We start from the raw sequence: 23,728 nt of genomic DNA, 5'->3' as shown, positions 1-23,728 counted from the left end.
TCAGATAATTAGTGGCATTGGTATGAATACTGTGGTTCTGGGAGAGGTTGGTACAAGCTCTCACAGACGTTGTTAACCACGTTGTCGTAGTGGTGGAAGAGCTCAGCAGAAATGTCACTGGCAAGATCGTAGCGACGTTCATCACTGATGTTTGCGTCAGTGCAATGGTCAAGCTGGCTTTGAATTGAGGTGTGTGTTGGTCTTTCTATCGGTGCTCCAGATAGAATATTAAGCTTGGTCAAGCGACGGCCAAGCATGTCTGCGGTGCGGAGCAGTTTCCCGACATCTTTATTGGCAATGGCAATGCGAAATTGGGTTAAGGTGTCCATGCCATCAATCACCATGTGCCAACTCTTTTGATACACCTCTTCTTCCGAACTGCCAGTTTGTATGATCCAAGTAATGACCAACTCGTCGATAAGATACATAGAGTGTCGCACCACCTTACCATGCGCTACTTGGTTACGTTCAATGCTCATGGTTTGCCACTCTTGAAGTAGCTCTTCCACATGTTGGGCGTAGATTCGAAACAGCTGGCGGTTTTCTTTTAAGGCATTACGGCACATTTCATCGAGCTGAATACGAATATTGGACTCAATATGCTTCATTTTTTTGAGTTGCGAATGGCTACCAATATTGTCTTGTCGTTTGATCTGATGACTAATCGCTCGGTGCTCGCGGCAAAAAACGATTAAATTACGTAGTTGATTCAGCTGGTGGTATTTGCGCTGATTGATATTTGCCTGATTGCTAGAGGATCGGTATAGAAGCCATAAACACGCCAATAATATGGCGATACTGATAAGTACAAACATAGCCTTCTCCTTTAGTACAACATCTGAGTGACCAATATCTTCCTGCAGGTTCAGTGCCAACCAAGAAAGCCTTAAATTTCAATAAATTAAGACATGTTACTACCCCTAAAGTGTTATCTTCTGGTGCGTTATGCACCAACAAGATGCAAAAAAGCCACTTATGTCTCCATAAGTGGCTTTAAATTCCGATTACCGATTACCGATTACCGATTACCGATTACCGATTACCGATTACCGAATTCTTACATCACACGCATACCCGGCTGTGCACCTTCGTGTGGCTCAAGGATCCAAAGATCGCTACCACCAGGGCCTGCGGCTAGGATCATGCCTTCAGACATACCGAACTTCATCTTACGAGGTTTTAGGTTCGCTACCATTACCGTTAGCTTGCCCTCTAGCTCTTCAGGCTTGTATGCCGACTTAATACCCGAGAATACCTGACGAGTTTCACCGCCGATATCTAGTTGGAACTTAAGCAGCTTGTTGGCCTTTGGCACTTCCTCACAAGAGATGATGCGAGCGATACGCATATCAACGGCTGCGAATGCATCGAATTCAATCTCTTCTGCGATTGGATCTTTATCCAGCTCGGTTTGGCTTGCCTTGTTCTTCTCTTCTTCCGCTTTTGCTTTTGCTGCCATTTCAGCTTCTGCATCGGCTTTAGAAGCTTCAACCATCGCTTCGACTTTCTTAGGATCGATACGATTAAATAGCGCCTTGAACTTAGTGATCTCTTGGTCAACTAGAGGCTTCGCTACACCTTCCCAAGTAAGCTCTTCGTTTAGGAAGGCTTCAGTGCGCTCAGCAAGTGCTGGCATTACTGGTTTTAGGTAAGCCATAAGAACACGGAACAGGTTGATACCGACAGAACAGATATCTTGTAGCTCTTGGTCTTTGCCTTCTTCTTTCGCAACAACCCACGGTGCTTTTTCATCAACGTATTGGTTAGCTTTGTCTGCAAGTGCTGTGATCTCACGGATAGCACGGCCAAACTCACGAGTTTCGTAAAGCTCTGCAATGCGATCAGCCGCTGCGACAAACTCGTTGTAGAGCTCAGGTTCAGCAAAGTTAGCTGATAGCTTACCTTCGAAGCGCTTAGTGATGAAACCTGCGTTACGAGATGCAAGGTTAACGATCTTGTTAACTACGTCAGAGTTTACACGCTGAGTGAAGTCTTCAAGGTTAAGGTCAAGATCATCGATACGGCTGTTTAGCTTAGCTGCGTAGTAGTAACGCAGACATTCAGGATCTAGGTGATCTAGGTAAGTCGCTGCCTTGATGAAGGTGCCTTTTGACTTAGACATCTTAGCGCCGTTTACGGTTACGTAGCCGTGCACAAACACGTTGTTTGGCTTACGGAAACCTGCGCCTTCTAGCATTGCTGGCCAGAATAGGCTGTGGAAGTAAACGATGTCTTTACCAATGAAGTGGTATAGCTCAGTTGTGCTGTCTTTCTTCCAGTACTCATCAAAGTCTAGATCGTCACGTTTTGCACATAGGTTCTTGAATGAAGCCATGTAGCCAACGGGTGCATCTAGCCATACGTAGAAGAATTTATTTTCTTCACCTGGGATCTCAAAACCGAAGTAAGGCGCATCGCGAGAGATATCCCACTGCTGCAGGCCAGATTCGAACCACTCTTGCATCTTGTTTGCAGTTTCAGATTGAAGCGAGCCAGAGCGAGTCCACTCTTGCAGCATGCTTTCAAACTGAGGCAGGTCAAAGAAGAAGTGCTCAGAATCTTTCATTACTGGAGTTGCGCCAGAAACTGCAGATTTCGGGTTGATCAGTTCTGTTGGGCTGTAGGTCTCACCACAGTTATCACAGTTGTCACCGTACTGGTCTTCAGACTTACACTTCGGGCAAGTGCCTTTTACAAAACGGTCTGGCAGGAACATCTCTTTTTCTGGGTCAAACAACTGAGAGATAGTGCGGCTTGAAATAAAGCCATTCTTTTTCAGCTCTAGGTAGATGTGTGACGCTAGCTCACGGTTCTCTTCTGAGTGTGTGCTGTGGTAATTATCAAAGCTGATATCGAAGCCTGAGAAGTCTTTTTGATGCTCTTCGCTCACAGCTGCGATCATCTCTTCTGGCGTAATACCCATCTGTTGTGCTTTAAGCATGATTGGAGTGCCGTGAGCATCGTCTGCACAAACAAAGTTTACTGTGTTGCCACGTAGGCGCTGGTATCGAACCCAAATATCCGCTTGGATATGCTCAAGCATATGACCAAGGTGGATAGAACCGTTAGCGTACGGAAGGGCACAAGTGACGAGCAATTTTCTTGGATCAGTTGCCATACTTATAATTCGCTTTACTAGATAGGTATTAAAAACTTAGCCGTCAATACTACCGCATGAAGGTAAGGACTCCAAGGGAGTGCAGGGCTTTTATCCCTTTTTATTTTGGGGTTCTGATTGAGAAAACCAAGTGTTAGGATCAAGTGATTGGCCTTGGAGGGTATATGCAGCAATTTGAGTCAAAACAAGATATTTGTCAGTGGTTAAATCAGTTCACTCACTCGCAACTGATTGAACAGTGGGCGTCAACCCCCGGTGTTGTGTCGGTGCTTGCCTCTGGTGTGGTGAAAATTGAATTTCCTTTTGTTGCACTTGAGCTTGAAACTAGCTTGTCGGCATGGTTAGAAAGTCAGTTTGTTCAAGGTGTTGCTCGGTTTGAGTATCAAATTGACCATGATATCGCATCTATGCAAACCACGGTGGCAGCGACGGTCGCTGGAGTGAAAAACATCATTGCTGTGACCTCTGCAAAAGGTGGGGTAGGCAAGTCAACAACCTCGGTGAACCTTGCGCTGGCGTTAAGCGCCCTCGGTACGAAAGTTGGCATATTAGATGCTGACATTTATGGCCCGTCCATTCCATTGATGCTTGGTAGTCAAGATCAAACTCCGCAAGTGTTCGAAGATCGCTGGATGCAACCAGTTGAAGCCCATGGAGTAGTCACCAACTCAGTGGGCTATCTGGTTGACAAAAATGAGGCGGCAATTTGGCGTGGCCCAATGGCGTCTAAAGCACTTTCTCAGTTACTCAATGAGACCCGCTGGCCCGACTTAGATTATCTAGTTATAGATATGCCTCCGGGCACGGGCGATATTCAATTGACTCTGTCACAACAGATCCCGGTCACGACGGCAGCGGTTGTGTCAACGCCTCAAGACTTGGCATTGGCAGATGCAAGAAAAGGGGCTGCGATGCTACAAAAAGTGGATGTGCCAGTAGCAGGGGTTATCGAAAATATGAGCTATCACATTTGCTCTAACTGTGGCCATCATGAAGCAATATTTGGTAGTGGCGGCGCCGTTGAGATGGCAAAAGAGTATGGCTTGCCGTTGTTGGCTCAACTGCCACTTCACATCCAGGTAAGAGAAGATATTGATGCCGGTAAGCCAACGGTAGTGGCAAGGCCTGATAGCGAACATACTCAGCTTTATCTCAATTTAGCCTCTCAAATCTCTAGTCAAATTTTCTGGCAAGGCAAAGCCAAGCCAAAACAGATCGATATCATGGCGGTTGAGTAAACGTTTGCGCTAATCACAAGCAGTTTCTCATTCATGATTTGAATAAGAAACTGCTTAAGCTTTCAACTGTTGAACGTATTTGGGCCATACTTTACTAGTATCGGACTCGGGATAACCCTATAATTGAGCGGTTTATCTATTTCTAGCCACCACATAGTCTCAGGGCACTTAACATGTCTAATAATAATCAATGCGTCATCGTAGGAATTGCTGGCGCTTCTGCTTCTGGAAAGAGCCTAATCGCAAGCACTATCTACAACGAGCTACGCGCTAAAGTTGGAGATGATCACATTGGTGTGATCACCGAAGATTGTTACTACAACGATCAAAGTGACTTGAGCATGGAAGAGCGTGTAAAAACGAACTACGACCACCCAAATGCACTGGACCACGATTTACTGTGTGAACACCTAGAGCAGTTAATGAAAGGGGAAGCAGTAGAAGTTCCAGAGTACAGCTACAGCGAGCACACGCGTACCGATACCACCACCACTCTAACACCGAAAAAGGTGATCATTTTAGAAGGTATCTTGCTGCTAACTGATCCGCGTCTTCGTGATTTAATGCACGCAACCATCTTTATGGATACTCCATTAGATATCTGTCTGCTTCGTCGTGTTAAGCGTGACGTAGAAGAGCGCGGCCGTACTATGGACTCAGTGCTAAAACAGTACCAAGAGACGGTTCGCCCGATGTTTATGCAGTTTATCGAACCATCAAAACAGTACGCAGACATCATTGTTCCACGTGGTGGTAAAAACCGTATTGCAATCGATGTGTTAAAAGCGCACATCGCTAAATTGCTTAAAGCGTAAGTCAATCGCTTGGTAATTAAAAATTTAATCGTATGAAAAGTGGCGCTATATGCGCCACTTTTGCTATAAGTATCTGATTAATACTTAGATAGATTGCTTAAAGGACTTAATCATGAAAAAGCTGCTGTGGATAGTCGGTTCACTATTTGCTTTGGTGCTGGTGGCTATTGTTGCCTTGGTGCTCTTCATTAATCCAAATCAATTTAAACCTCTGATTGTTGACCAAGCCAAACAGCAGACTGGCTTAGAGTTGGTTATTGATGGGGATATCGGCTGGCAGTTTTTCCCAACGCTTGGGTTTAACTTAGGCCAAACTCAACTCAAGAACCCCCAAGGCTTCAGCTCTGAAAACATGTTGAGTGTTGAGCAAGTAGCGCTATCGGTAGAAGTTTCTCCGCTGTTTGACCAGCAGTTAGTGATAGGCGAAGTGATTTTAGATGGTGCTCAATTTGCTCTTGAGACTCGTAAAGATGGTACGAGCAACCTTGATGCATTAACTCAAGCTCAGGCTGAGCAGCCTTCGGAGCCTGCACAAACAGCGCAGCAATCACCCCAGCAAGAGAGCAGTAGTGAAACTAGCAGTTCGAGCGACGCATGGTCGATCTCCCTTGCGGGCATTAAAGTAAGCAACGCTAAGCTTTCGGTATTAGATAATCAAGCGGGTAGCGAGACGACACTGTATGACATGAACTTCACTTTGTCTGAGTTTGCGTTTGAAAAGTGGGCAGCGGCGCAGTTTGATACTAAAGGCAAGCTGACGTCTCAAGGTGCTACGCAGCAATTTAGTGCTCAAGGTAAGGCAGAATTCAAACTACTGGCAGCGCTCAGCGGTTACGAGTTACGCAATGTAGAGTTTGATGCAACTTATCAAGATGCTACCAACACGATTGAAAAGGCAAAAGTTGCCTTGGCGAGTCTAAACTTTGATGCGCCGAATCAGCTCGAATTTGAGCTTAACGGTGTGGTATCTGATTTGACTTTGCAGGCTAAAGCCAGCACTCAATTGACTATCGACAAAGCATTTAGCTTAGCCAAACTGACGGATTTAGTATTGGATGCCAACTTACAAGGTGATGCGCTGCCGCAATCGCCGATGAAAGTGGACATGGCGTCCGCACTAAGCTTTGACTTAACCAAACAGCACTTAGCTTTCAATCTTGAGAAGTTGACGGCGAACAGGTTGGAGTTTGACGGCAAAGCGGATGTGACGCTAGGGGATATCCCGAAAGTTCGTTTTAATCTGCATAGTCCTAACATCGATTTGGATGAGTTCTTGGGGCTTAATCAAAGCAGCACTCAAACGGCGAGTACCAACGAGCCATCACAAGGTGGCGAGACACAAACAGCACCTGTCGCTGAAGTGGAGCCGGATCTTAGTGCACTAAAAGGTCTAGACGTCAAAGGTGCTATCGTTATCGATAAGTTTAAGGCGGCGAATGCAAAAGTGGCTGCGGTAACGACAGAGTTTAGCGTTAATCGAGGTGTTGCGACTTTGAACAAGTTCAGTGCTTCGCTCTATGAAGGCACGATTGCCGCTAGCGGTAAATTGGATGCTCGTAAGTCACCTGCAACGTATAGCGTTAAGAAGAAAATCAAAGGCGTGCAAGTACACCCACTGCTGGTAGATGTTGCTGAGTTTGATATGGTAGATGGCACAGGCAACATTGACGTTGATGTCAAAGGTCAGTCTCTAAAACCAACAGAGCTTAAGAAGAACCTGGCGGGCAAAGTGGTGATTAACTTCGCTGACGGTGCAGTTCATGGGGTGAATGTCGCTCAAGTGCTACGCAACGGTTATGCGCGAGTTACTGGTCAGCCGGTTGAAGAGTCCCAAGAAGCGAAGAAAACCGATTTCAGCGCTATGTCCGCCACCATGAACTTGTCGAAAGGGGTAATGAAAACCAACGATCTTAAGTTGGAATCACCACTGCTTCGCATTAGCGGTTCAGGTCAAGCGAACTATGTAGCGGAAACCGTCGATATGCTGATTCGAACCTCAGTCGTTGGCTCGTTGGAAGGCCAAGGTGGTAAGAGTATTGATGACCTTAAGGATTTGACCATACCTGTGCAGATCAGCGGCAGTTGGGCTGCACCAGAGTTCAAGCCTGTATTTGACGACATTCTTAAGCAAAAAGCCAAGCAAGAAGCAGAGCGTGGCCTTAAACGCGTTATTGGTGACAAGCTAGGAAATGACGAAAAGACTAAAGAAATTGCCGATCAATTACTGAAAGGCCTATTTAACTAATGGTAATGGCGCTCAACATGAGCGCCATTTTTTCACGGCAAGGATTGCTATGAATATTGGAATATTTATCTACCCAGACGCAGAAGTGCTCGATTTTAGTGGCCCTTTTGAAGTGTTCTCGACCGCGGGTCGATTTCTTACTAACCCTCCCCAAGTTTTCTTCATCGCCGAAAGCACTCAGCCTGTGGTTGCTCGTGGCGGTATGCAAGTGCTTCCTCATTATGATATTGCCAATCACCCAAAACTGGATCTGCTGGTTGTGGTGGGGGGTGTACATACCGAAATGCTAAACAATATCCCTGTGATCGAATGGTTGGCGCAAGTACGTGCAACTCAACTGGTATCGATCTGTACGGGGGCATTTTTGCTGGCTAAAGCAAAACGTTATCAAAACATGCAGGTGACAACGCATTGGGAAGACCAAGTGGATCTGGCGAACATGTTCCCAGACCTTGAAGTGCTTCCTGACCTACGCTGGGTCAATGGCGAGTTTGGCTACTCTTCCGGTGGGATATCGGCCGGGATTGATCTTAGCTTGCACTTGGTTGAAAAGTATTATGGTGCTTCGATTGCGAAAAGCACCGCACTTCAAATGGAATATCGTTGGCAGCAAGATCCAAAGGAAAATAGTAATGAGCAGTAACGTGTGGCGAGAGGCAAAAGCTGTCGATCTCGATGACATCAACCGATTAATCATGGCGTCAAAGGCGAGTTGGGACTACCCACAAGAGTGGCTCGATATGTGGCAGCCTCAACTGACTATTACCGAACAAGATTTAGAACGACTCCATTTTTGGTTGCTGGAACAAGGTGATGAGCTATTGGCCTGCTATTCTTGGACGCTCACCGAAGAGACTCAGGCAGAACTTGAAGACTGCTGGGTAGCTCCTTCGCGCAAGAGACAAGGCTTTGGTCGTCAGATATGGGAACACCTTACAGAGCAATTGAAAGCGCATCAGATCGAGCTAATCACTATTATTGCTGATACCAGTGCCAAAGGCTTCTACCTAAATTTAGGCTGCCACCAAGTGAGTTGGTATGACTCCACGCCAGCAGGAAGAAGGCTGCCAATATTCATTTACCCAGTCAGTGGTGTACTTGATGCCAAGATGACTGTTGATGCGTATTGGCAGGCTATGCAAAGCAATGATTTCGAGTTGGCCTCATCTTGGCTCTCCGATACGGTTGAGATTGATTGGCCACTGACGAACGAGCGTATTTGTGGCAAACGCAATTTCATTGAAATCAATCAACAATACCCAGCGCAAGGATTGTGGAGCTTTCGAATCGAACGAATGGTTGTTCAAGGCGATGAGGTGGTGACGGATGTGGCCATCAGTGATGGGGTAAGAAAAGATCGAGCGGTCACCTTTCATCGAGTTCAGTCTGGGAAGATCGTGCACCAAACAGAGTATTGGCCGGAGAACTATGCCGCGGCTGAGTGGCGAAGTGACTGGGTGGTCCCGATTCGCTAGTGGACTCGTCTATGCTCTTAGGTGTAGGTTTAATAAAGAAAAGCTGGCATTAACGCCAGCTTTCGTCATTTTCAATGGAGAGAATTACCAGTCCACACCTTTAAGTGCTTTCACACCATTTTCAAAAGCGTGCTTAACATTACGAACTTCAGATACGGTATCAGCCAACTCAGTAATTTCTCGGTGAGCACCGCGTCCGGTGATGATCACGGACTGCATCTTTGGTCTATTTTTGAGTGCTTCTAACACTTCCGCAAGCTCAATATAGCCATAGCTCACCATGTAGGTGAGCTCATCAAATAACACCACATCGATGGATTCGTCTTGCAGCATACGTTTACACTCTTGCCAAACTTGTTGCGCTGCATCGGTATCGGCTTGCTTGTTTTGAGTCTCCCAAGTAAATCCTGTCGCCATCACCTGAAATTCAACCCCTAGCTTTTCCAGTAGGTTACGTTCACCGTTATCCCAGGTGCCTTTGATAAACTGAGCGACAGAACACTTTAAGCCATGTCCAACCGCTCGGCAGACAGTACCGAAACCCGAGGTGGACTTGCCCTTACCGTTACCTGTGATGACAAGAAGTAAGCCTTTGACTTCTTGCGCCTGAGCGATTTTCTCGTCGACCTTTTCTTTGACTTTTTGTTGGCGAGCCTTGTGGCGGTCTTGCTGTGTTTTATTTGAATCGTGATCGGCTGACACGGGAATCCCTTTTATTCTTGATTTGATAGCATTTATGATAGCTGAAACAGTGTCTGGTAAAAACCATAAGGAATTCAGGTGAAAAAGGTATTAGTGGTTTGTTTAGGTAACATTTGCCGCTCGCCAACTGCAGAAGCAGTTCTCCGAGCGAAAGTTGCTCAAGCGGGGGCCGATATCCGTGTCGATTCTGCAGGAACAGGGGCTTACCACGTAGGGGAAAGGCCAGACAGCCGCTCAAGAGCGGCAGGGGAGAAGCGTGGCTATAGTTTTAAAGGCATTTATGCTAGACAAGTAGAGAGTCAGGACTTTGAGCAGTTTGATTTGGTTTTGGCCGCAGATAGAAGCAACTTAGACGATCTTTTACGCCAATGCCCTGACCATTTGGCTCATAAGGTGAAACTGTTTTTAAGTTTTGGTGAAGGGGTGACGGAGGAAATTCCCGATCCTTATTATGGTGGTGATAAAGGGTTCGAGCTGGTATTAGACCTGATTGAAGACGCCAGCCAAGGTGTTATCGAAGCCCTAAAATAGATAAAACCCAAGTGCGTCAACACTTGGGTTTTTTATCAGTACTATTCAATCACATTGAGTTAGCCAGCGAGAATATCCGTTGCAACTTTGTAGCTCGGATCTTCTTTTACGTTGATTTCAACTAGGCTACCTGCTTTGTGCAGTAGCGCACGGCAGTCTTGGCTCAAGTGACGTAGATGAAGTGTTTTACCTACCGCACTATAGCGCTCAGCTAGCGTTTCAATCGCCTCAATTGCTGAGTGGTCAGTCACACGCGATTTCGCAAAATCAACAATCACATCTTGCGGATCATTTGCAGCGTCAAACAGCTCTAGGAAGTTAGCGGCTGAACCGAAGAATACTGGGCCATTGATGTGGTACTCTTTTGAGCCTTCTTCGTTGATGTGGCTGCTTGCGTAGATGTGCTTGGCGTGTTCCCAAGCAAACATAAGCGCAGAAGCGATAACACCGACCATAACTGCAACCGCAAGGTCCGTAAATACGGTGACTACCGTCACCAGCACGATAACAAAGAAATCTTGCTTAGGTACACGACGTGCAAGTTTGAAGGTTGCCCATTCAAACGTACCGATAACTACCATGAACATTACGCCAACCAGTGCAGCCAGTGGGATCATCTCGATTAGGCTTGATGCAAATAAGATAAATACCAGTAGCATTACTGCAGCAACGATGCCCGATAGTCGACCACGACCGCCTGAGTTTACGTTGATCATTGACTGACCGATCATCGCACAACCACCCATTGCACCAAACATTGAACATGTCACGTTGGCGAAACCCTGGCCGACACACTCGCGGTTGGATTGACCACGGGTATTCGTCATTTCATCAACAACGGTCAGAGTTAGCAGTGATTCAATCAAACCAATCGCTGCAAGAATAATAGCGTAAGGCAAGATAACTTGTAGTGTCTCTAGGGTGACTGGCACGCTTGGAATCGAGAAGGTTGGCAGGCTACCTGCAAGTGTTGCAGCTTCGTCACCAGACATGGCGCGCAGGAAGTCTACAACGGTACGAGTATCAAGACCAAGCACCTGAACCAGTAGGGTTACCGTTACGATAGCAACCAGTGATGACGGTACCGCAGTGGTGAACTTAGGTAAGAAGTGAATGATACCCATTGTCAGCGCTACAAGGCCCAGCATGAGCAGCATTTGGTCTTGCGGCAACCAAGTCAATGCACCACTTAGATCAGGGGCTTTAAATTGACCGAGCTGAGCTAAGAAGATCACAATCGCCAAGCCGTTAACAAAGCCGATCATTACTGGGTGCGGCACCATGCGGATAAATTTACCCAGCTTGAAGATACCGGCGGCGATCTGTAGAAGGCCTGCAAGTAAAACTGCGGCGAACAGGTATTGAATACCGTGGCTAAGTACAAGGCTTGTCATGACAACTGCCATTGCGCCAGTCGCACCCGAAATCATGCCTGGGCGACCACCAAAAATTGAGGTGATTAGGCCAACAATGAAAGCTGCGTATAGGCCAACCATAGGGTCTACACCAGCAACGAAAGCAAAAGCGACCGCTTCTGGCACCAAAGCAAGTGCAACAGTAAGGCCTGACAGAACGTCATTTTTTACTGAGTGATTAGAAAACTGTGGAAATTCGAACATTGTTCTCAGTCAATAAGTTAATAGATGGATGTATCGATGCATTGGCTGAGTAAACTGTTTTAGATAAGTGCGCAATGCTCGGCAAAGTAACCTCTTGGTTACTCATATACAAGAGTCAGCATAAACTCGCTATTATTCAAATTTATGAATAATAGAATCCATTCATGAGATGATTCCTTGTAAGTATTGTTATGCAGTCAATAAGATGCAAGCTGGCGCATGCTACCTAAAAGTGTGAAGAAGTTCAATCTTCTTTCAGGGCTGCGCAACAAACTTGGGGTAATTATTGGTGAACAACAAAAAAGCCGCATCATCTGATGCGGCTTTGTATTTAAGGGTAAGCGATAACTTAGCTTAGTGTGCTCGACATCGCTGAACCTGCTTGAGAGCGTGCTGATTGACTACCAGCACCGATTGGTTGCATGCGCTCTTCACGGAACGGCGCTGCAATCACTTCGATCTCTTTAAACTGGTTAGTACCAGGTGCACTAGCCATAGCTGCTGATGCGTGGCCTTTGTATGAAGGCTTAGCTTGCGGCGCTTCTTGAGCAGCCACTGGTGCTTGCTCTTCTGCTACAGGCTGTGCTTCAACAGTAGGCGTTTGTTCAGGTTGAGCTTCAACAGTCTCTGTTGCTTCCACTGGCGCTGAGACAACTTGAACTGATTCTGCTTGCTCAAGTTCTGGCACTTCAACCACGGCGTCTACAACCGCTTCAGCAACCGCTTCAACGAAAGTTTCGTTAACCACTGGTGCTTGCGCTTCTTCACGACGCACGATCACTTTGCCCATCGCCATTTCAGGACAAGCAAAACCGCTTAGAATCGGTGTTACTTCTACTGCGACTTCTTCTTTCACCTCATGCTGCTTCTTAGGTTTAGCGGCTTTAGGTTTCGGAAGGTCGTACTTAGGCATTACTTTACCCATTGCCATCTCTGGAGAGGCAACACCACCTTTACGTAGGCGGAACGGGTTAGGGCGACGGTCACGACCGCGGCGACGACGTTGACCATTCGCACGTAGGTGACGTGGAGAACGGCGACTACGACGTTGCTGCTGTTCTTCACCTTCTGCTTTGGCTACTTGTTCAACCGGTGCTTGAGCCGTTTCTAGCTCCTGCTTAACTTCGGCGTCTTTCTTCGCTTGTTGGTCTTTAACACGTACTTGCTTGTTCAGCTTACGGCGTTGACGACGTTCTTTAACTTGCTCAGCCTTCTTCTCAGACTTCGCTGGCTTGTCTGTGGTTTGTGCGTCTTGAGCAAGTTGCTTACCTTTTTCCATTAGTTTGGAATTGGTTTGGTCTTGCTTCTCCGCTTGGTCTTTCGACTTACGGTTTTGACGACGCTTGTCGTTACGGTTTTGTGAGCTTTCAGCTGCCTTGTTACGCTTGTTCTCTACTTGGCTCTCATCGTTACGACGTTCGTCATTACGACGACGATCATTACGGTCGTTGCGTTGAGTTTTATTACGGTTGTTAGAACGGCGGCGGTTGTCACGCTGATCTTTACGGTCGCGGCGTTGACGATCGTTGCGGCGTGGCTTCGCTTCTTGCTCTTTTTTCTCTTCTTCTTTCTTCGCTTCTTCACCAGAACCGAATAGGAAGCTGCCTAATGCCTTAAAGAATCGACCAATAATGCCTGGTTGAGATGCTTGTGCAACTTCAGGTGCTTTCGCTTCTTTCACTGGTGCTGGTGCAGCTTTTGGCGCAGGGGCTGGAGCATTCTGCGCTGGTGCAGCAAACCCTTGCAGAGCAGGCTCTTCAAGTTTCTTAGGTTTGATATCTGTTTCTGGCACTTCTTTCGCTTCAGCTTCTTTCATAGCGTCTAGCTTCTTAGGAAGTAGGTATGAAAGAAGATCTTGCTCTTCACCGTCACGAACACGGATCACTTCAAAATGAGGTGTTTCCATGTCTGAGTTAGGAACGATAGTTAGCTTAACGCCTTGAGCTTTCTCAATGTGGTTGATAGAGCGACGCTTTTCGTTAAGCAGGTAAGAAGCGATAGAGACAGGAACCACAGCAAGTACTTGCGAGGTATTGTCTTTTAGCGCTTCTTCTTCGATAAGACGAAGCACTGATAGCGCTAGAGATTCATTGTCACGTACAACACCTGTACCGCTACAGCGAGGACAGATATGGTGGCTTGCTTCCGCTAGAGAAGGGCTCAAACGCTGACGAGACATCTCAAGAAGACCAAAGCGAGAGATACGGCCGATCTGCACACGTGCACGGTCCATACGCACTGCTTCGCGTAGGCGGTTTTCTACTTCACGCTGGTGACGAACTGGCGTCATATCGATGAAGTCGATAACCACTAGACCACCTAGGTCACGAAGGCGCAATTGACGTGCAATTTCGTCCGCCGCTTCAAGGTTAGTGTTGAGTGCTGTCTCTTCAATATCACCGCCCTTAGTTGCACGAGCAGAGTTGATATCGATAGAGGTCAATGCTTCTGTTGGGTCGATAACAATTGAGCCACCTGAAGGCAGGCGAACTTCACGCTGGAACGCAGATTCGATCTGGCTTTCGATTTGGTAGTGGCTAAATAGTGGCACTTCACCGTCGTATTTTTTAACACGGTTGATGAAGTCAGGACGCACCAATTGGATGTGCTGTTTAGCACGATCAAATATGGTGTTGCTATCGATTAGGATTTCACCGATATCACGACGCAAGTAGTCACGAATTGCGCGAACAATAACGTTACTTTCTTGGTGGATAAGGAACGGAGCAGGATTAGAGTCAGACGCTTCTTTGATTGCACTCCAATGGTTTAGAAGTACATTCAAGTCCCACTCTAGCTCTTCAGCGCTTTTACCAACACCGGCAGTACGAACGATTAGGCCCATACCTTGTGGCAGTTCAAGCGTGCTAAGTGCAGCTTTTAGTTGAGTACGCTCATCACCTTCGATACGGCGAGAAATACCACCAGCACGAGGATTGTTAGGCATCAGAACAAGGTAGCTACCTGCTAGAGAAATAAAGGTGGTCAGTGCCGCACCTTTGTTGCCACGTTCTTCTTTTTCTACCTGAATGATCACCTCTTGGCCTTCTTTCAGCACTTCTTTAATGCTTGGGCGGCCTTGATAGGTGTAACCTTCAGGGAAGTAGTCTTTGGCAATTTCTTTAAGAGGCAGGAAACCGTGGCGTTCTGCACCGTAATCTACGAAAGCTGCTTCCAAGCTTGGTTCGATACGGGTGATACGTCCTTTGTAGATATTCGCTTTCTTCGACTCATGGCCTGGACTTTCGATATCTAGATCGAAAAGTCGCTGGCCGTCGACCAAAGCGACACGCAACTCTTCTTTTTGAGTCGCGTTGATTAACATTCTTTTCATTTTGAATAAATCTCGTTGTCTTTATCGTTATTTTCTTTTTCAACTGTCGCCTAGCAACTTGCCCAGATGTCAGATCCCATGGTTTTACAATTGCAACCGTCGCGGCTGGAAGGGATGCTCGCGGACACTCAGTAGTCACATCACCTTAATGACGTGACCCGCATTTTTTAGCGGTAAAACTCTTCTTGGGTAAGGTGAGTAGAGCGACATTTGATACTTCTGCCTGTATGTCTTACGCCAATTGCGGCATAGAGGTTGAGAAGTCTTCTACTCATATTGCTAGTGTTGGTCACTCAATGATTAATGTACAAAAATTAAACAATTGAGCGATTACAGCAGTGAACTATAGCAGTGCTATGAAAACACGGCAATCAGCATTATCGATTTGTGGTGAAAAAAGCACGGTTTGCGCAAGTTATTATCGCTTGCAAAGCCTGTAAAAACGTAGCCTGGACAAATTGCACCATCAAGTTGGTTGAAAAATAGCCCACTATTTATTCACAGCTTTTTCTAGAGGGGATTTATTGCAGTTTTATTGGTCAAAATTCACCGATTTTCTAAGGATAATTTAACAATAAATGGCGTTGGAGACGATTTGCTATCGGTGGTAGAATGCCGCCCATGAACGAGATCAAAACCCAAGTAAAGTTCGTTGATATCGATGATGATATGGCGGGCCAGCGCATTGATAACTTCTTGCGCAATCAACTTAAAGAAGTGCCTAAAAGCATGATTTACCGAATCTTACGTAAAGGTGAGGTTCGTGTGAACAAAAAGCGCGTTAAGGCGGAATACAAGCTCCAAGCAGGAGACGTTGTTCGTGTGCCACCAGTGAAAGTGAGTGGTGAAGAAGCACCTGCACCAGTGAGTACCAAATTAAACAAGGTCGCTGCGCTGGAAAGTGCCATCATCTACGAAGATGATCATATGCTGATCTTGAACAAGCCATCAGGTACTGCGGTACACGGTGGCAGTGGTTTGAAGTTTGGTGCTATTGAAGCGCTAAGAGCTTTGCGTCCTGATGCACGCTTTCTAGAACTGGTGCATCGCATTGACCGAGACACATCAGGCATCTTGTTGGTTGCTAAGAAGCGCTCTGCATTGCGCCATCTGCAAGCGCAGTTCCGAGAGAAAACCGTTCAGAAGTACTACTTCTGTCTAGTGATGGGGCAGTGGAAGAACAGCTGTAAAGTGGTAAACGCACCACTGCTTAAGAATGAAGTGAACTCGATTGTGCGAGTGAACCCAAAAGGCAAACCATCCGAGACTCGTTTTAAGGTTTTAGAGAAGTTTGAGCAAGCTACCTTGCTTCAAGCAAGTCCAATTACTGGCCGAACTCACCAGATCCGTGTCCATACTCAATACACAGGGCACCCAATTGGTTGGGATGATCGTTATGGTGATCGTCGCTTTGATGCTTACAGTGGTCAGTTTGGCTTAGACCGTTTATTCCTGCATGCAGCGAACATTAAGTTTGTTCACCCAGGCACGGAAAAGAAGATGGATATCTCTGCTCCGATGGAGGCTAGGCTTGAGAAGGTGTTAAAGGGCCTTAGAGAAGCTGAACGCTCTGCACAAAAATAGCGGACGCTCCGCTAAGGGTGAACGGACGCCCTGCTAACGGCTTAAGAGGAAAGTGTGTGTAACTTTCCTCTTATTTTATTTGCGCTATATAGGTTGAACACCTTCCAACGCCAACAAATCAATCAAACTAATCAGCGGTAACCCCACTAACGCATTTGGGTCTTTACCTTCTAAGCGCTCAAACAAGGCGATGCCTAAACCTTCGCTTTTGAAGCTGCCAGCACACCAAAGAGGTTGTTCCTTTTTCACGTAATTTCGCACCATTTCTTCGCTCAATTGACGAAAATGCACTGTAAACGTGTCTAACGTCGTGTGGCACTGCTTGGTATGGGAATTATAAAGTGCGACACCTGTGTAAAAGGTAATTGCCTTACCACTTTGAGACATTAATTGCTCTATGGCTTTGTCCTCAGTATGAGGTTTGCCAATGATTTGACCATCGATGACACACACTTGATCAGAGCCTATGACAAGGCTGGGGTAGTCTAGCTGGCACGAGCGAGCTTTATCTTGAGCCAGTCGTAATACTAATTCAGTCGCAGTTTCGTTAGGGTGCGGTGTCTCATCGCAATCAGGAGATGCAGTGGTAAATGGAAGTTCAATTTTTTCTAAAAGTTGTTTGCGAAACGGGGATGTAGACGCTAACACCAACGGCAGCTTAGCCATGATCAATTCTCGAATAGCTGAGGGATTTTCATTAGGATAAACCAAACTATGTGGCTTCAGACAGGTAAGGCGAAAAAAAGCCAAGTTTTTTGTTATTTTGCTTTGACTAAAGCGGCATAGATCGATAATATTCGCGCCCTATGCAAAAGGTAAAAATACCGCGTACAGTTGATCCAGGTAAAGCGGCACAGAAAAGATTGGATTACGATGGCATCATCCAAACCAGTCTATTCCACCGCCTGGCTGAGACGACTGAAGGCGTGAAACGCGACGCTGACGTTGTAGTGTCATTTGCGTTAGATGAACAACGACTCACTGTTATCTCTGGTAAAGCTAACATTGAAGTCGATTTGGAATGTCAACGCTGTAATGAGGTATTCACACATCTGTGTGAAGTCGAGTTCACTTGCACTCCTTACTATAGTGAGAAGAGCGAAGAGGAAGCACCAGAAGAGTACGATTTGGTAGATCTGAACGAGTATGGTGAGTTAGACCTTATTAAGTTAGTTGAAGACGAGTTCATTCTAAACTTACCGCAAGTAGCAATGCACGACGAAGCGGACTGTAGCGTTGATTCAAGAAATATGGTGTTTGGTGATCTTCCTGACATTGAGCCAGAAGAAGAGAAGCCGAATCCCTTCGACGTTTTAAAGAATCTAAAGCGATAAGCTTTAGGTTTATCTAACATAGGAGTAGGGTCAATGGCCGTACAAAAGAGCAAGAAATCACGTTCAATGCGTGGCATGCGTCGTTCACACGATGCACTAACTACAGCTGCACTATCTGTAGACGCAACTTCAGGTGAAACTCACCTACGTCACAACGTGACTGCTGACGGTTACTACCGTGGCAAAAAGGTTATCAACAAGTAAGGTTGACCCTTTGCAAAATATTACCGTTGCACTTGATGCAATGGGCGGGGATTTCGGTCCCCGCGTAACAGTGCCTGCCGCCGTGCAGGCACTGTCGCATTTCCCAGAGCTAAAAGTGATCTTAATAGGTGATCGAGATTCGATCACAACTCAACTGTCCCGTCTAGGATACATTCCCAACACTCGTCTGAGCATTAAGCACAGTGAGCGGACAATCTCTAACAGCGAAAAACCCTCTTCAGCCTTAAGAAACAGTTCTGGTAGCTCGATGCGCTTAGCACTGGATTGCGTGGCAGATGGTTTGGCCGATGCCTGTGTCAGTGGTGGTAACACCGGAGCACTGATGGCGTTATCCCGATTTCGTTTAAAACTGCTTCCCGGTATCGAACGTCCTGCGTTAGTGTCGGCACTTCCAACCGTGTCTGGTAACAAAACTTGGATGTTAGACCTAGGGGCTAACGTCTCTTGTGATGCGGACACTCTGTTTCAATTTGCCGTGATGGGCAGCGCACTGGCTGAGCAACATCTTGAAGCGACGCCAAGAGTTGCACTACTCAATATCGGCGAAGAAGACATCAAGGGCAACGATCTGGTTAAGCGTTGCGCAGAGTTACTTAGCAGCTCAGATGCCGTCAATTATGTGGGTTACGTAGAAGGCGACCAATTGCTGCATGACGCGGCAGATGTCGTCGTTTGCGATGGTTTTGTCGGCAATGTTTGCCTGAAAACCACCGAAGGTGTTGCGCATCTTTTCCTCGATAAGTTGAAAAAATCACTCAAGAACCAAGGTTTTAAAGCCTGGTTGGCACAAAAACTCTTTTCGGGATTACTTAATGAGCTAAAATCCCTGAACCCCGACCAGTATAACGGTGCAAGTTTGCTAGGATTGCGCGGCATCGTCATTAAAAGTCATGGAAGTGCTGACGTATCTGCTGTGGTTAACGCCATTGGTGAAGCAGTACACGAGGTCAAACGACAGGTCCCAGACCGAATTAGTGATCGTTTAGAAGCGGTTTTACTCGAGAGGCATTATTAGTCTTCATGTATAGCAAAATTTTAGGAACAGGCAGCTACCTGCCAGCTCAAGTGCGTTCGAACGCAGATCTAGAGGAAATGGTAGATACTACGGATGAGTGGATTGTCACTCGTACGGGTATTAAAGAACGTCGCATTGCGTCTGAGAATGAAACAGTCGCAGAAATGGCTTATCAAGCATCAATCAAAGCGCTAGAGATGGCGGAGCTTGATAAAAATGACATTGATTTAATTATTGTCGCAACCACAAGTAACACGCACACTTTCCCATCGGCGGCGTGTCAGGTTCAAGCCAAGCTTGAAATCAAAGGTTGTCCGGCATTTGATATTGCAGCGGCATGTTCTGGTTTTGTCTACGCACTCTCTGTTGCTGATCAGCATATCAAGACAGGTATGGCGAAAAACGTGCTGGTGATCGGTTCTGATGCACTATCACACGCTTGTGACCCAGAAGACCGCTCGACCATTATTCTATTTGGTGATGCTGCGGGTGCAGTAGTGATTGGCCAAAGCGAAGAGCCGGGCATTATTTCTTCGCACTTGCACGCTGATGGACAGTTTGGTGACCTGCTCAACCTTCCAGTACCAAGCCGTCTTGAAGAAGAAGCGAAGACTTGGTTGCAAATGGCAGGCAATGAAGTATTTAAGGTCGCAGTGACTCAGCTATCTCGCTTAGTGAAAGATACTTTAGCGGCCAATAACATGGATAAGTCTGAGCTAGATTGGTTGGTGCCACACCAAGCCAACATGCGCATTATTGCTGCCACGGCGAAAAAACTGTCTATGTCCCTCGATCAGGTAGTGATTACACTCGATCGTCACGGAAATACGTCGGCAGCAACGGTACCGACCGCACTTGATGAAGCAGTACGTGACGGGCGCATCCAACGTGGTCATCTGTGCTTGTTAGAGGCATTTGGTGGTGGTTTCACTTGGGGTTCGGCGCTAGTTCGCTTCTAATCGCAAATTTTACTAATTTATTCGTCAAGTTGTCATAACTTGGCGATAATCTTTTATTCGCATTGCTTTAAGGAAAAATCGATGAGCAAGTTTGCAGTAGTATTCCCAGGCCAAGGCTCTCAAGCTGTTGGTATGCTCGCTGAACTGGGCGAGCAATTTGACGTTGTTAAAAACACATTTGCTGAAGCATCAGACGCACTAGGTTACGACCTATGGGCACTGGTTCAAGACGGTCCTGCTGAAGACCTAAACCAAACCTTCCGCACTCAGCCAGCACTGCTAGCATCATCAGTTGCTATTTGGCGTGTATGGCAAGAACTTGGTCAGGAACTTCCAGAGGTAGTTGCAGGTCATAGTTTGGGCGAGTACTCAGCACTAGTATGTGCTGGTGTGATTGATTTCAAACAGGCTATCAAGCTAGTTGAACTGCGTGGCAAGCTGATGCAAGAAGCAGTTCCTGCAGGTGTTGGTGCAATGTACGCAATCATTGGTCTTGCCGATGACGCAATTGCTAAAGCGTGTGAAGAAGCGGCGCAAGGCGAAGTTGTTTCACCTGTAAACTACAACTCTCCAGGTCAGGTTGTTATCGCTGGTAACAAAGCTGCGGTTGAGCGTGCTGGCGCACTATGTAAAGAAGCAGGCGCTAAGCGTGCTCTACCTTTGCCTGTTTCTGTGCCATCTCACTGTGCACTGATGAAGCCAGCTGCCGATAAGCTTGCAGAAACTCTTGAAGGTATTGAGTTCAATGCTCCGCAGATCCCGGTGATTAACAACGTAGACGTTATCGCTGAAACAGATCCTGCAAAAATCAAAGATGCGCTTGTTCGTCAGCTTTACAGCCCAGTACGTTGGACTGAAGGCGTAACGCAAATGCACGAGCAGGGTGTCGAAAAGTTACTAGAATTTGGCCCAGGTAAAGTACTGACTGGTCTAACTAAACGAATCGTAAAAGCACTTAGCGCAGCGGCAGTTAATGATACTGCTTCGTTGGAAGCGGCTAAGTAATATAGGAAATTAACGAAAATGATGAATCTTGAAGGCAAGATTGCACTGGTTACTGGCGCAAGTCGTGGTATCGGTCGTGCAATCGCTGAAACCTTGGTTGAGCGTGGTGCAACCGTTATCGGTACTGCAACCAGCGAAAATGGTGCGGCAGCGATCAGCGAATACCTTGGTGAAAACGGCAAGGGCATGGCATTAAATGTGACCGACCCTGCATCTATTGAGTCTACTCTAAAAGCAATCAACGATGAGTTTGGTGCTTTAGATATTCTGGTTAATAATGCAGGCATTACTCGCGATAACCTTCTGATGCGAATGAAAGAAGACGAGTGGACAGACATCATGGATACTAACCTGACGTCTATCTTCCGCCTGTCTAAAGCAGTACTACGTGGCATGATGAAGAAGCGTTGCGGACGTATCGTAAACGTAGGTTCTGTTGTCGGTACTATGGGTAATGCAGGTCAAGCGAACTACGCAGCAGCAAAAGCGGGTGTGATTGGCTTTACTAAGTCTATGGCACGCGAAGTTGCTTCTCGTGGCGTTACTGTTAACACAGTGGCACCAGGTTTCATCGAAACCGATATGACCAAAGCGCTAAATGATGAACAACGTGCAGCAACATTGGCACAAGTACCAGCGGGTCGTTTGGGAGATCCACGCGAAATCGCTGCAACTGTAGCATTTTTAGTATCTCCAGAAGCGGCTTACATCACAGGTGAGACACTTCATGTGAATGGTGGTATGTACATGGTCTAAAATCTGCATTAACCTTTTATGCATGATTTAGGTCAAAAATGTACCGAATTTCGGTTAAATTCGCAGAATTTGTGGTTTGACCAGCAAGCATGGTCTTGCAACTTTAGAAAGTTTCAATAAACTACGGAAAACATCGCATAAAGCGAACTCTGTAAAGGAAAAGAAAAAATGAGCAACATTGAAGAACGCGTAAAAAAAATCATCGTTGAACAGCTAGGTGTAGACGAAGCAGAAGTTAAAAACGAAGCTTCTTTCGTTGACGATCTAGGTGCTGATTCTCTAGACACTGTTGAACTAGTAATGGCTCTAGAAGAAGAATTCGACACTGAGATCCCAGACGAAGAAGCTGAGAAGATCACTACAGTTCAAGCTGCAATTGACTACGTGAACAGCGCTCAGTAATTTGCACTTCCAGGCGGTCATCTAGACCGCCTGAGTTTTTTATAGCATCCTTTCATCATTTCTAGTCTAACAATCCCGGAGTATAAGATCGTGTCCAAACGTCGTGTAGTTGTCACCGGCATGGGGATGTTGTCTCCTCTAGGCAACTCAGTTGAATCATCCTGGAACGCTCTGCTAGCAGGGCAAAGCGGTATCTCGAATATCGAACATTTTGATACCACAGAATTCTCGACTCGTTTCGCAGGTCAAGTAAAAGACTTTAACTGCGAAGAGTACATGTCTAAAAAAGACGCCCGTAAAATGGATTTGTTCATCCAGTACGGTATCGCTGCGGGTATTCAAGCCCTAGACGACTCAGGTCTTACTATCAATGAAGAAAACGGCCCACGTGTTGGTGTGGCGATTGGTTCTGGTATTGGTGGTTTAGGTCTGATTGAAGCAGGCCATACTGCGCTGACCGAAAAAGGTCCGCGTAAAATCAGTCCTTTCTTCGTACCTTCAACCATCGTAAACATGATCGCAGGTCACCTATCGATCATGAAAGGTCTACGTGGCCCAAACATCGCTATTTCTACAGCATGTACTACAGGTCTTCACAACATTGGCCACGCAGCACGTATGATTGCATACGGTGATGCAGAAGCTATGGTTGCTGGTGGTGCAGAGAAAGCGTCTACACCGCTAGGTATGGGTGGTTTTGGTGCGGCGAAAGCGTTGTCTACCAACAACGAGAACCCACAAGGCGCATCTCGCCCTTGGGATAAAGACCGTGATGGCTTTGTTCTAGGTGACGGTGCTGGCATGATGGTACTGGAAGAGTACGAACATGCGAAAGCACGTGGCGCTAAGATCTACTGTGAGCTCGTTGGCTTTGGTATGAGTGGTGATGCGTACCACATGACTTCTCCAAGCACTGACGGTTCAGGTGGTGCTCTGGCGATGGAAGCGGCGATGCGTGATGCAGGCGTGACTGGCGAGCAAATCGGTTACGTAAACGCTCATGGTACTTCAACACCTGCTGGTGACATTGCGGAGCTGAAAGGTATCCGTCGTGCACTAGGTGAAGAGGGCATCAAAACGGCATTGGTTTCTTCAACCAAATCAATGACTGGACACCTTTTAGGTGCGGCGGGTTCTGTAGAAGCTATCATCACTGCTATGAGTCTTGTTGATCAGAAAGTTCCACCAACGATCAACCTAGAGAATCCAGACGAAGGCACTGAAGATTTTGATCTTGTGCCAAACACCATGCGTGAAGTTGAGATAGAATACGCCATCTGTAACTCTTTCGGTTTTGGTGGTACTAACGGTTCACTTCTATTTAAGAAGATTTAATCTTTAGGTATTGTCATCAAGCGGCTTAATGCATAG

Annotated in this window: 21 protein-coding genes and 1 pseudogene; 16 read left to right on the top strand and 6 right to left on the bottom strand. The window is 46.5% G+C overall.

Going from position 1 to position 23,728, the window contains the following annotated elements; all coding sequences use genetic code 11:
• Positions 1-8 precede the first annotated feature (8 nt).
• Positions 9-815 carry a hypothetical protein gene (locus tag J4N39_RS09955; protein WP_252018692.1) on the bottom strand — a complete coding sequence of 269 codons (807 nt, stop codon included), beginning with the start codon at positions 813-815 and terminating at the stop codon, positions 9-11.
• Between the two features lie 242 nt (positions 816-1,057).
• A complete protein-coding gene (metG, locus tag J4N39_RS09950; RefSeq protein ID WP_252018690.1) occupies positions 1,058-3,118 on the bottom strand; it encodes a methionine--tRNA ligase in 2,061 nt (686 codons plus the stop codon).
• 164 nt (positions 3,119-3,282) lie between these two features.
• Here metG and apbC point away from each other — a divergent pair, with 164 nt between their 5' ends.
• From apbC to J4N39_RS09920, 6 genes and pseudogenes are all read left to right on the top strand, one after another.
• Entirely contained in the window at positions 3,283-4,356 is a 1,074-nt protein-coding gene (apbC, locus tag J4N39_RS09945; RefSeq protein ID WP_252018688.1) for an iron-sulfur cluster carrier protein ApbC, read from the top strand.
• Between the two features lie 173 nt (positions 4,357-4,529).
• Positions 4,530-5,171, top strand: coding sequence for a uridine kinase (gene udk, locus J4N39_RS09940; RefSeq protein WP_252018685.1), 642 nt, complete (start codon positions 4,530-4,532; stop codon positions 5,169-5,171).
• A 112-nt stretch (positions 5,172-5,283) separates the two neighbouring features.
• Positions 5,284-7,416 carry an AsmA family protein gene (locus J4N39_RS09935; RefSeq protein ID WP_252018683.1) on the top strand — a complete coding sequence of 711 codons (2,133 nt, stop codon included), beginning with the start codon at positions 5,284-5,286 and terminating at the stop codon, positions 7,414-7,416.
• A 49-nt stretch (positions 7,417-7,465) separates the two neighbouring features.
• Positions 7,466-8,059: a DJ-1/PfpI family protein gene (locus tag J4N39_RS09930; protein WP_252018681.1), complete on the top strand. Its 594-nt coding sequence runs from the start codon at positions 7,466-7,468 to the stop codon at positions 8,057-8,059.
• A pseudogene (locus tag J4N39_RS09925) lies at positions 7,974-8,432 on the top strand (GNAT family N-acetyltransferase); the annotation flags it as partial. The gene J4N39_RS09930 and the pseudogene J4N39_RS09925, both read left to right, overlap by 86 nt.
• Before the next feature lie 93 nt (positions 8,433-8,525).
• Positions 8,526-8,891, top strand: a complete 366-nt coding sequence (locus J4N39_RS09920) for a nuclear transport factor 2 family protein (RefSeq protein ID WP_252023696.1) — start codon at positions 8,526-8,528, stop codon at positions 8,889-8,891.
• A gap of 84 nt (positions 8,892-8,975) precedes the next feature.
• Here J4N39_RS09920 and cobO read toward each other — a convergent pair whose 3' ends face one another.
• Positions 8,976-9,593: a cob(I)yrinic acid a,c-diamide adenosyltransferase gene (gene cobO, locus J4N39_RS09915; protein WP_252018679.1), complete on the bottom strand. Its 618-nt coding sequence runs from the start codon at positions 9,591-9,593 to the stop codon at positions 8,976-8,978.
• Positions 9,594-9,671: 78 nt separating this feature from the next.
• Between cobO and J4N39_RS09910 the strand changes: the two genes are divergently transcribed.
• Complete coding sequence (locus tag J4N39_RS09910; protein WP_252018677.1) at positions 9,672-10,124, top strand: low molecular weight protein-tyrosine-phosphatase; 453 nt, start codon at positions 9,672-9,674, stop codon at positions 10,122-10,124.
• A gap of 59 nt (positions 10,125-10,183) precedes the next feature.
• On the opposite strand, the gene J4N39_RS09905 is transcribed toward J4N39_RS09910, so the two are convergent.
• Both J4N39_RS09905 and rne read right to left on the bottom strand, forming a co-directional pair.
• A complete protein-coding gene (locus tag J4N39_RS09905) occupies positions 10,184-11,743 on the bottom strand; it encodes a SulP family inorganic anion transporter (protein WP_252018675.1) in 1,560 nt (519 codons plus the stop codon).
• Positions 11,744-12,092: 349 nt separating this feature from the next.
• Complete coding sequence (gene rne / locus J4N39_RS09900; protein WP_252018673.1) at positions 12,093-15,077, bottom strand: ribonuclease E; 2,985 nt, start codon at positions 15,075-15,077, stop codon at positions 12,093-12,095.
• A gap of 621 nt (positions 15,078-15,698) precedes the next feature.
• Here rne and rluC point away from each other — a divergent pair.
• Entirely contained in the window at positions 15,699-16,661 is a 963-nt protein-coding gene (gene rluC, locus J4N39_RS09895) for a 23S rRNA pseudouridine(955/2504/2580) synthase RluC (protein WP_252018671.1), read from the top strand.
• An 84-nt stretch (positions 16,662-16,745) separates the two neighbouring features.
• On the opposite strand, the gene J4N39_RS09890 is transcribed toward rluC, so the two are convergent.
• Positions 16,746-17,327, bottom strand: coding sequence for a Maf family protein (locus J4N39_RS09890; protein WP_252018669.1), 582 nt, complete (start codon positions 17,325-17,327; stop codon positions 16,746-16,748).
• Positions 17,328-17,467: 140 nt separating this feature from the next.
• On the opposite strand from J4N39_RS09890, the gene yceD reads away from it, so the two are divergent.
• The 8 genes from yceD to fabF all read left to right on the top strand — a co-directional run bounded on the left by yceD (position 17,468) and on the right by fabF (position 23,692).
• Entirely contained in the window at positions 17,468-17,995 is a 528-nt protein-coding gene (yceD, locus tag J4N39_RS09885) for a 23S rRNA accumulation protein YceD (RefSeq protein ID WP_252018667.1), read from the top strand.
• Positions 17,996-18,028: 33 nt separating this feature from the next.
• Positions 18,029-18,199: a 50S ribosomal protein L32 gene (gene rpmF / locus J4N39_RS09880; RefSeq protein ID WP_017051312.1), complete on the top strand. Its 171-nt coding sequence runs from the start codon at positions 18,029-18,031 to the stop codon at positions 18,197-18,199.
• A 10-nt stretch (positions 18,200-18,209) separates the two neighbouring features.
• Positions 18,210-19,235: a phosphate acyltransferase PlsX gene (plsX, locus tag J4N39_RS09875; RefSeq protein ID WP_252018665.1), complete on the top strand. Its 1,026-nt coding sequence runs from the start codon at positions 18,210-18,212 to the stop codon at positions 19,233-19,235.
• Between the two features lie 5 nt (positions 19,236-19,240).
• Positions 19,241-20,194 carry a beta-ketoacyl-ACP synthase III gene (locus J4N39_RS09870; protein ID WP_252018662.1) on the top strand — a complete coding sequence of 318 codons (954 nt, stop codon included), beginning with the start codon at positions 19,241-19,243 and terminating at the stop codon, positions 20,192-20,194.
• Between the two features lie 81 nt (positions 20,195-20,275).
• On the top strand, positions 20,276-21,199 hold the full coding sequence (gene fabD, locus J4N39_RS09865; protein ID WP_252018660.1) for an ACP S-malonyltransferase: 924 nt from the start codon (positions 20,276-20,278) through the stop codon (positions 21,197-21,199).
• 21 nt (positions 21,200-21,220) lie between these two features.
• On the top strand, positions 21,221-21,955 hold the full coding sequence (gene fabG, locus J4N39_RS09860; protein WP_252023694.1) for a 3-oxoacyl-ACP reductase FabG: 735 nt from the start codon (positions 21,221-21,223) through the stop codon (positions 21,953-21,955).
• Positions 21,956-22,123: 168 nt separating this feature from the next.
• Positions 22,124-22,357, top strand: a complete 234-nt coding sequence (gene acpP / locus J4N39_RS09855) for an acyl carrier protein (RefSeq protein ID WP_004406112.1) — start codon at positions 22,124-22,126, stop codon at positions 22,355-22,357.
• Between the two features lie 90 nt (positions 22,358-22,447).
• A complete protein-coding gene (gene fabF / locus J4N39_RS09850) occupies positions 22,448-23,692 on the top strand; it encodes a beta-ketoacyl-ACP synthase II (RefSeq protein WP_252018657.1) in 1,245 nt (414 codons plus the stop codon).
• Positions 23,693-23,728 lie beyond the last annotated feature (36 nt).

The sequence above is a fragment of the Vibrio sp. SCSIO 43136 genome, from assembly GCF_023716565.1.
Taxonomy (GTDB): Bacteria; Pseudomonadota; Gammaproteobacteria; order Enterobacterales; family Vibrionaceae; genus Vibrio.
Note: the sequence above shows the minus strand (reverse complement) of the source record. Positions and strands in the feature narration are given on the sequence as shown.

Excerpts from the sequence above, each read along its gene's own strand:
- J4N39_RS09930 (WP_252018681.1), top strand. The coding sequence starts at position 7,466 with ATGAATATTGGAATATTTATCTACCCAGACGCAGAAGTGCTCGATTTT.
- rne (WP_252018673.1), bottom strand. The coding sequence starts at position 15,077 with ATGAAAAGAATGTTAATCAACGCGACTCAAAAAGAAGAGTTGCGTGTC.
- udk (WP_252018685.1), top strand. The coding sequence starts at position 4,530 with ATGTCTAATAATAATCAATGCGTCATCGTAGGAATTGCTGGCGCTTCT.
- rpmF (WP_017051312.1), top strand. The coding sequence starts at position 18,029 with ATGGCCGTACAAAAGAGCAAGAAATCACGTTCAATGCGTGGCATGCGT.
- fabG (WP_252023694.1), top strand. The coding sequence starts at position 21,221 with ATGAATCTTGAAGGCAAGATTGCACTGGTTACTGGCGCAAGTCGTGGT.
- yceD (WP_252018667.1), top strand. The coding sequence starts at position 17,468 with ATGCAAAAGGTAAAAATACCGCGTACAGTTGATCCAGGTAAAGCGGCA.
- J4N39_RS09890 (WP_252018669.1), bottom strand. The coding sequence starts at position 17,327 with ATGGCTAAGCTGCCGTTGGTGTTAGCGTCTACATCCCCGTTTCGCAAA.
- metG (WP_252018690.1), bottom strand. The coding sequence starts at position 3,118 with ATGGCAACTGATCCAAGAAAATTGCTCGTCACTTGTGCCCTTCCGTAC.
- J4N39_RS09905 (WP_252018675.1), bottom strand. The coding sequence starts at position 11,743 with ATGTTCGAATTTCCACAGTTTTCTAATCACTCAGTAAAAAATGACGTT.
- rluC (WP_252018671.1), top strand. The coding sequence starts at position 15,699 with ATGAACGAGATCAAAACCCAAGTAAAGTTCGTTGATATCGATGATGAT.
- J4N39_RS09920 (WP_252023696.1), top strand. The coding sequence starts at position 8,526 with ATGACTGTTGATGCGTATTGGCAGGCTATGCAAAGCAATGATTTCGAG.
- J4N39_RS09870 (WP_252018662.1), top strand. The coding sequence starts at position 19,241 with ATGTATAGCAAAATTTTAGGAACAGGCAGCTACCTGCCAGCTCAAGTG.
- apbC (WP_252018688.1), top strand. The coding sequence starts at position 3,283 with ATGCAGCAATTTGAGTCAAAACAAGATATTTGTCAGTGGTTAAATCAG.
- fabD (WP_252018660.1), top strand. The coding sequence starts at position 20,276 with ATGAGCAAGTTTGCAGTAGTATTCCCAGGCCAAGGCTCTCAAGCTGTT.
- J4N39_RS09935 (WP_252018683.1), top strand. The coding sequence starts at position 5,284 with ATGAAAAAGCTGCTGTGGATAGTCGGTTCACTATTTGCTTTGGTGCTG.
- J4N39_RS09955 (WP_252018692.1), bottom strand. The coding sequence starts at position 815 with ATGTTTGTACTTATCAGTATCGCCATATTATTGGCGTGTTTATGGCTT.
- acpP (WP_004406112.1), top strand. The coding sequence starts at position 22,124 with ATGAGCAACATTGAAGAACGCGTAAAAAAAATCATCGTTGAACAGCTA.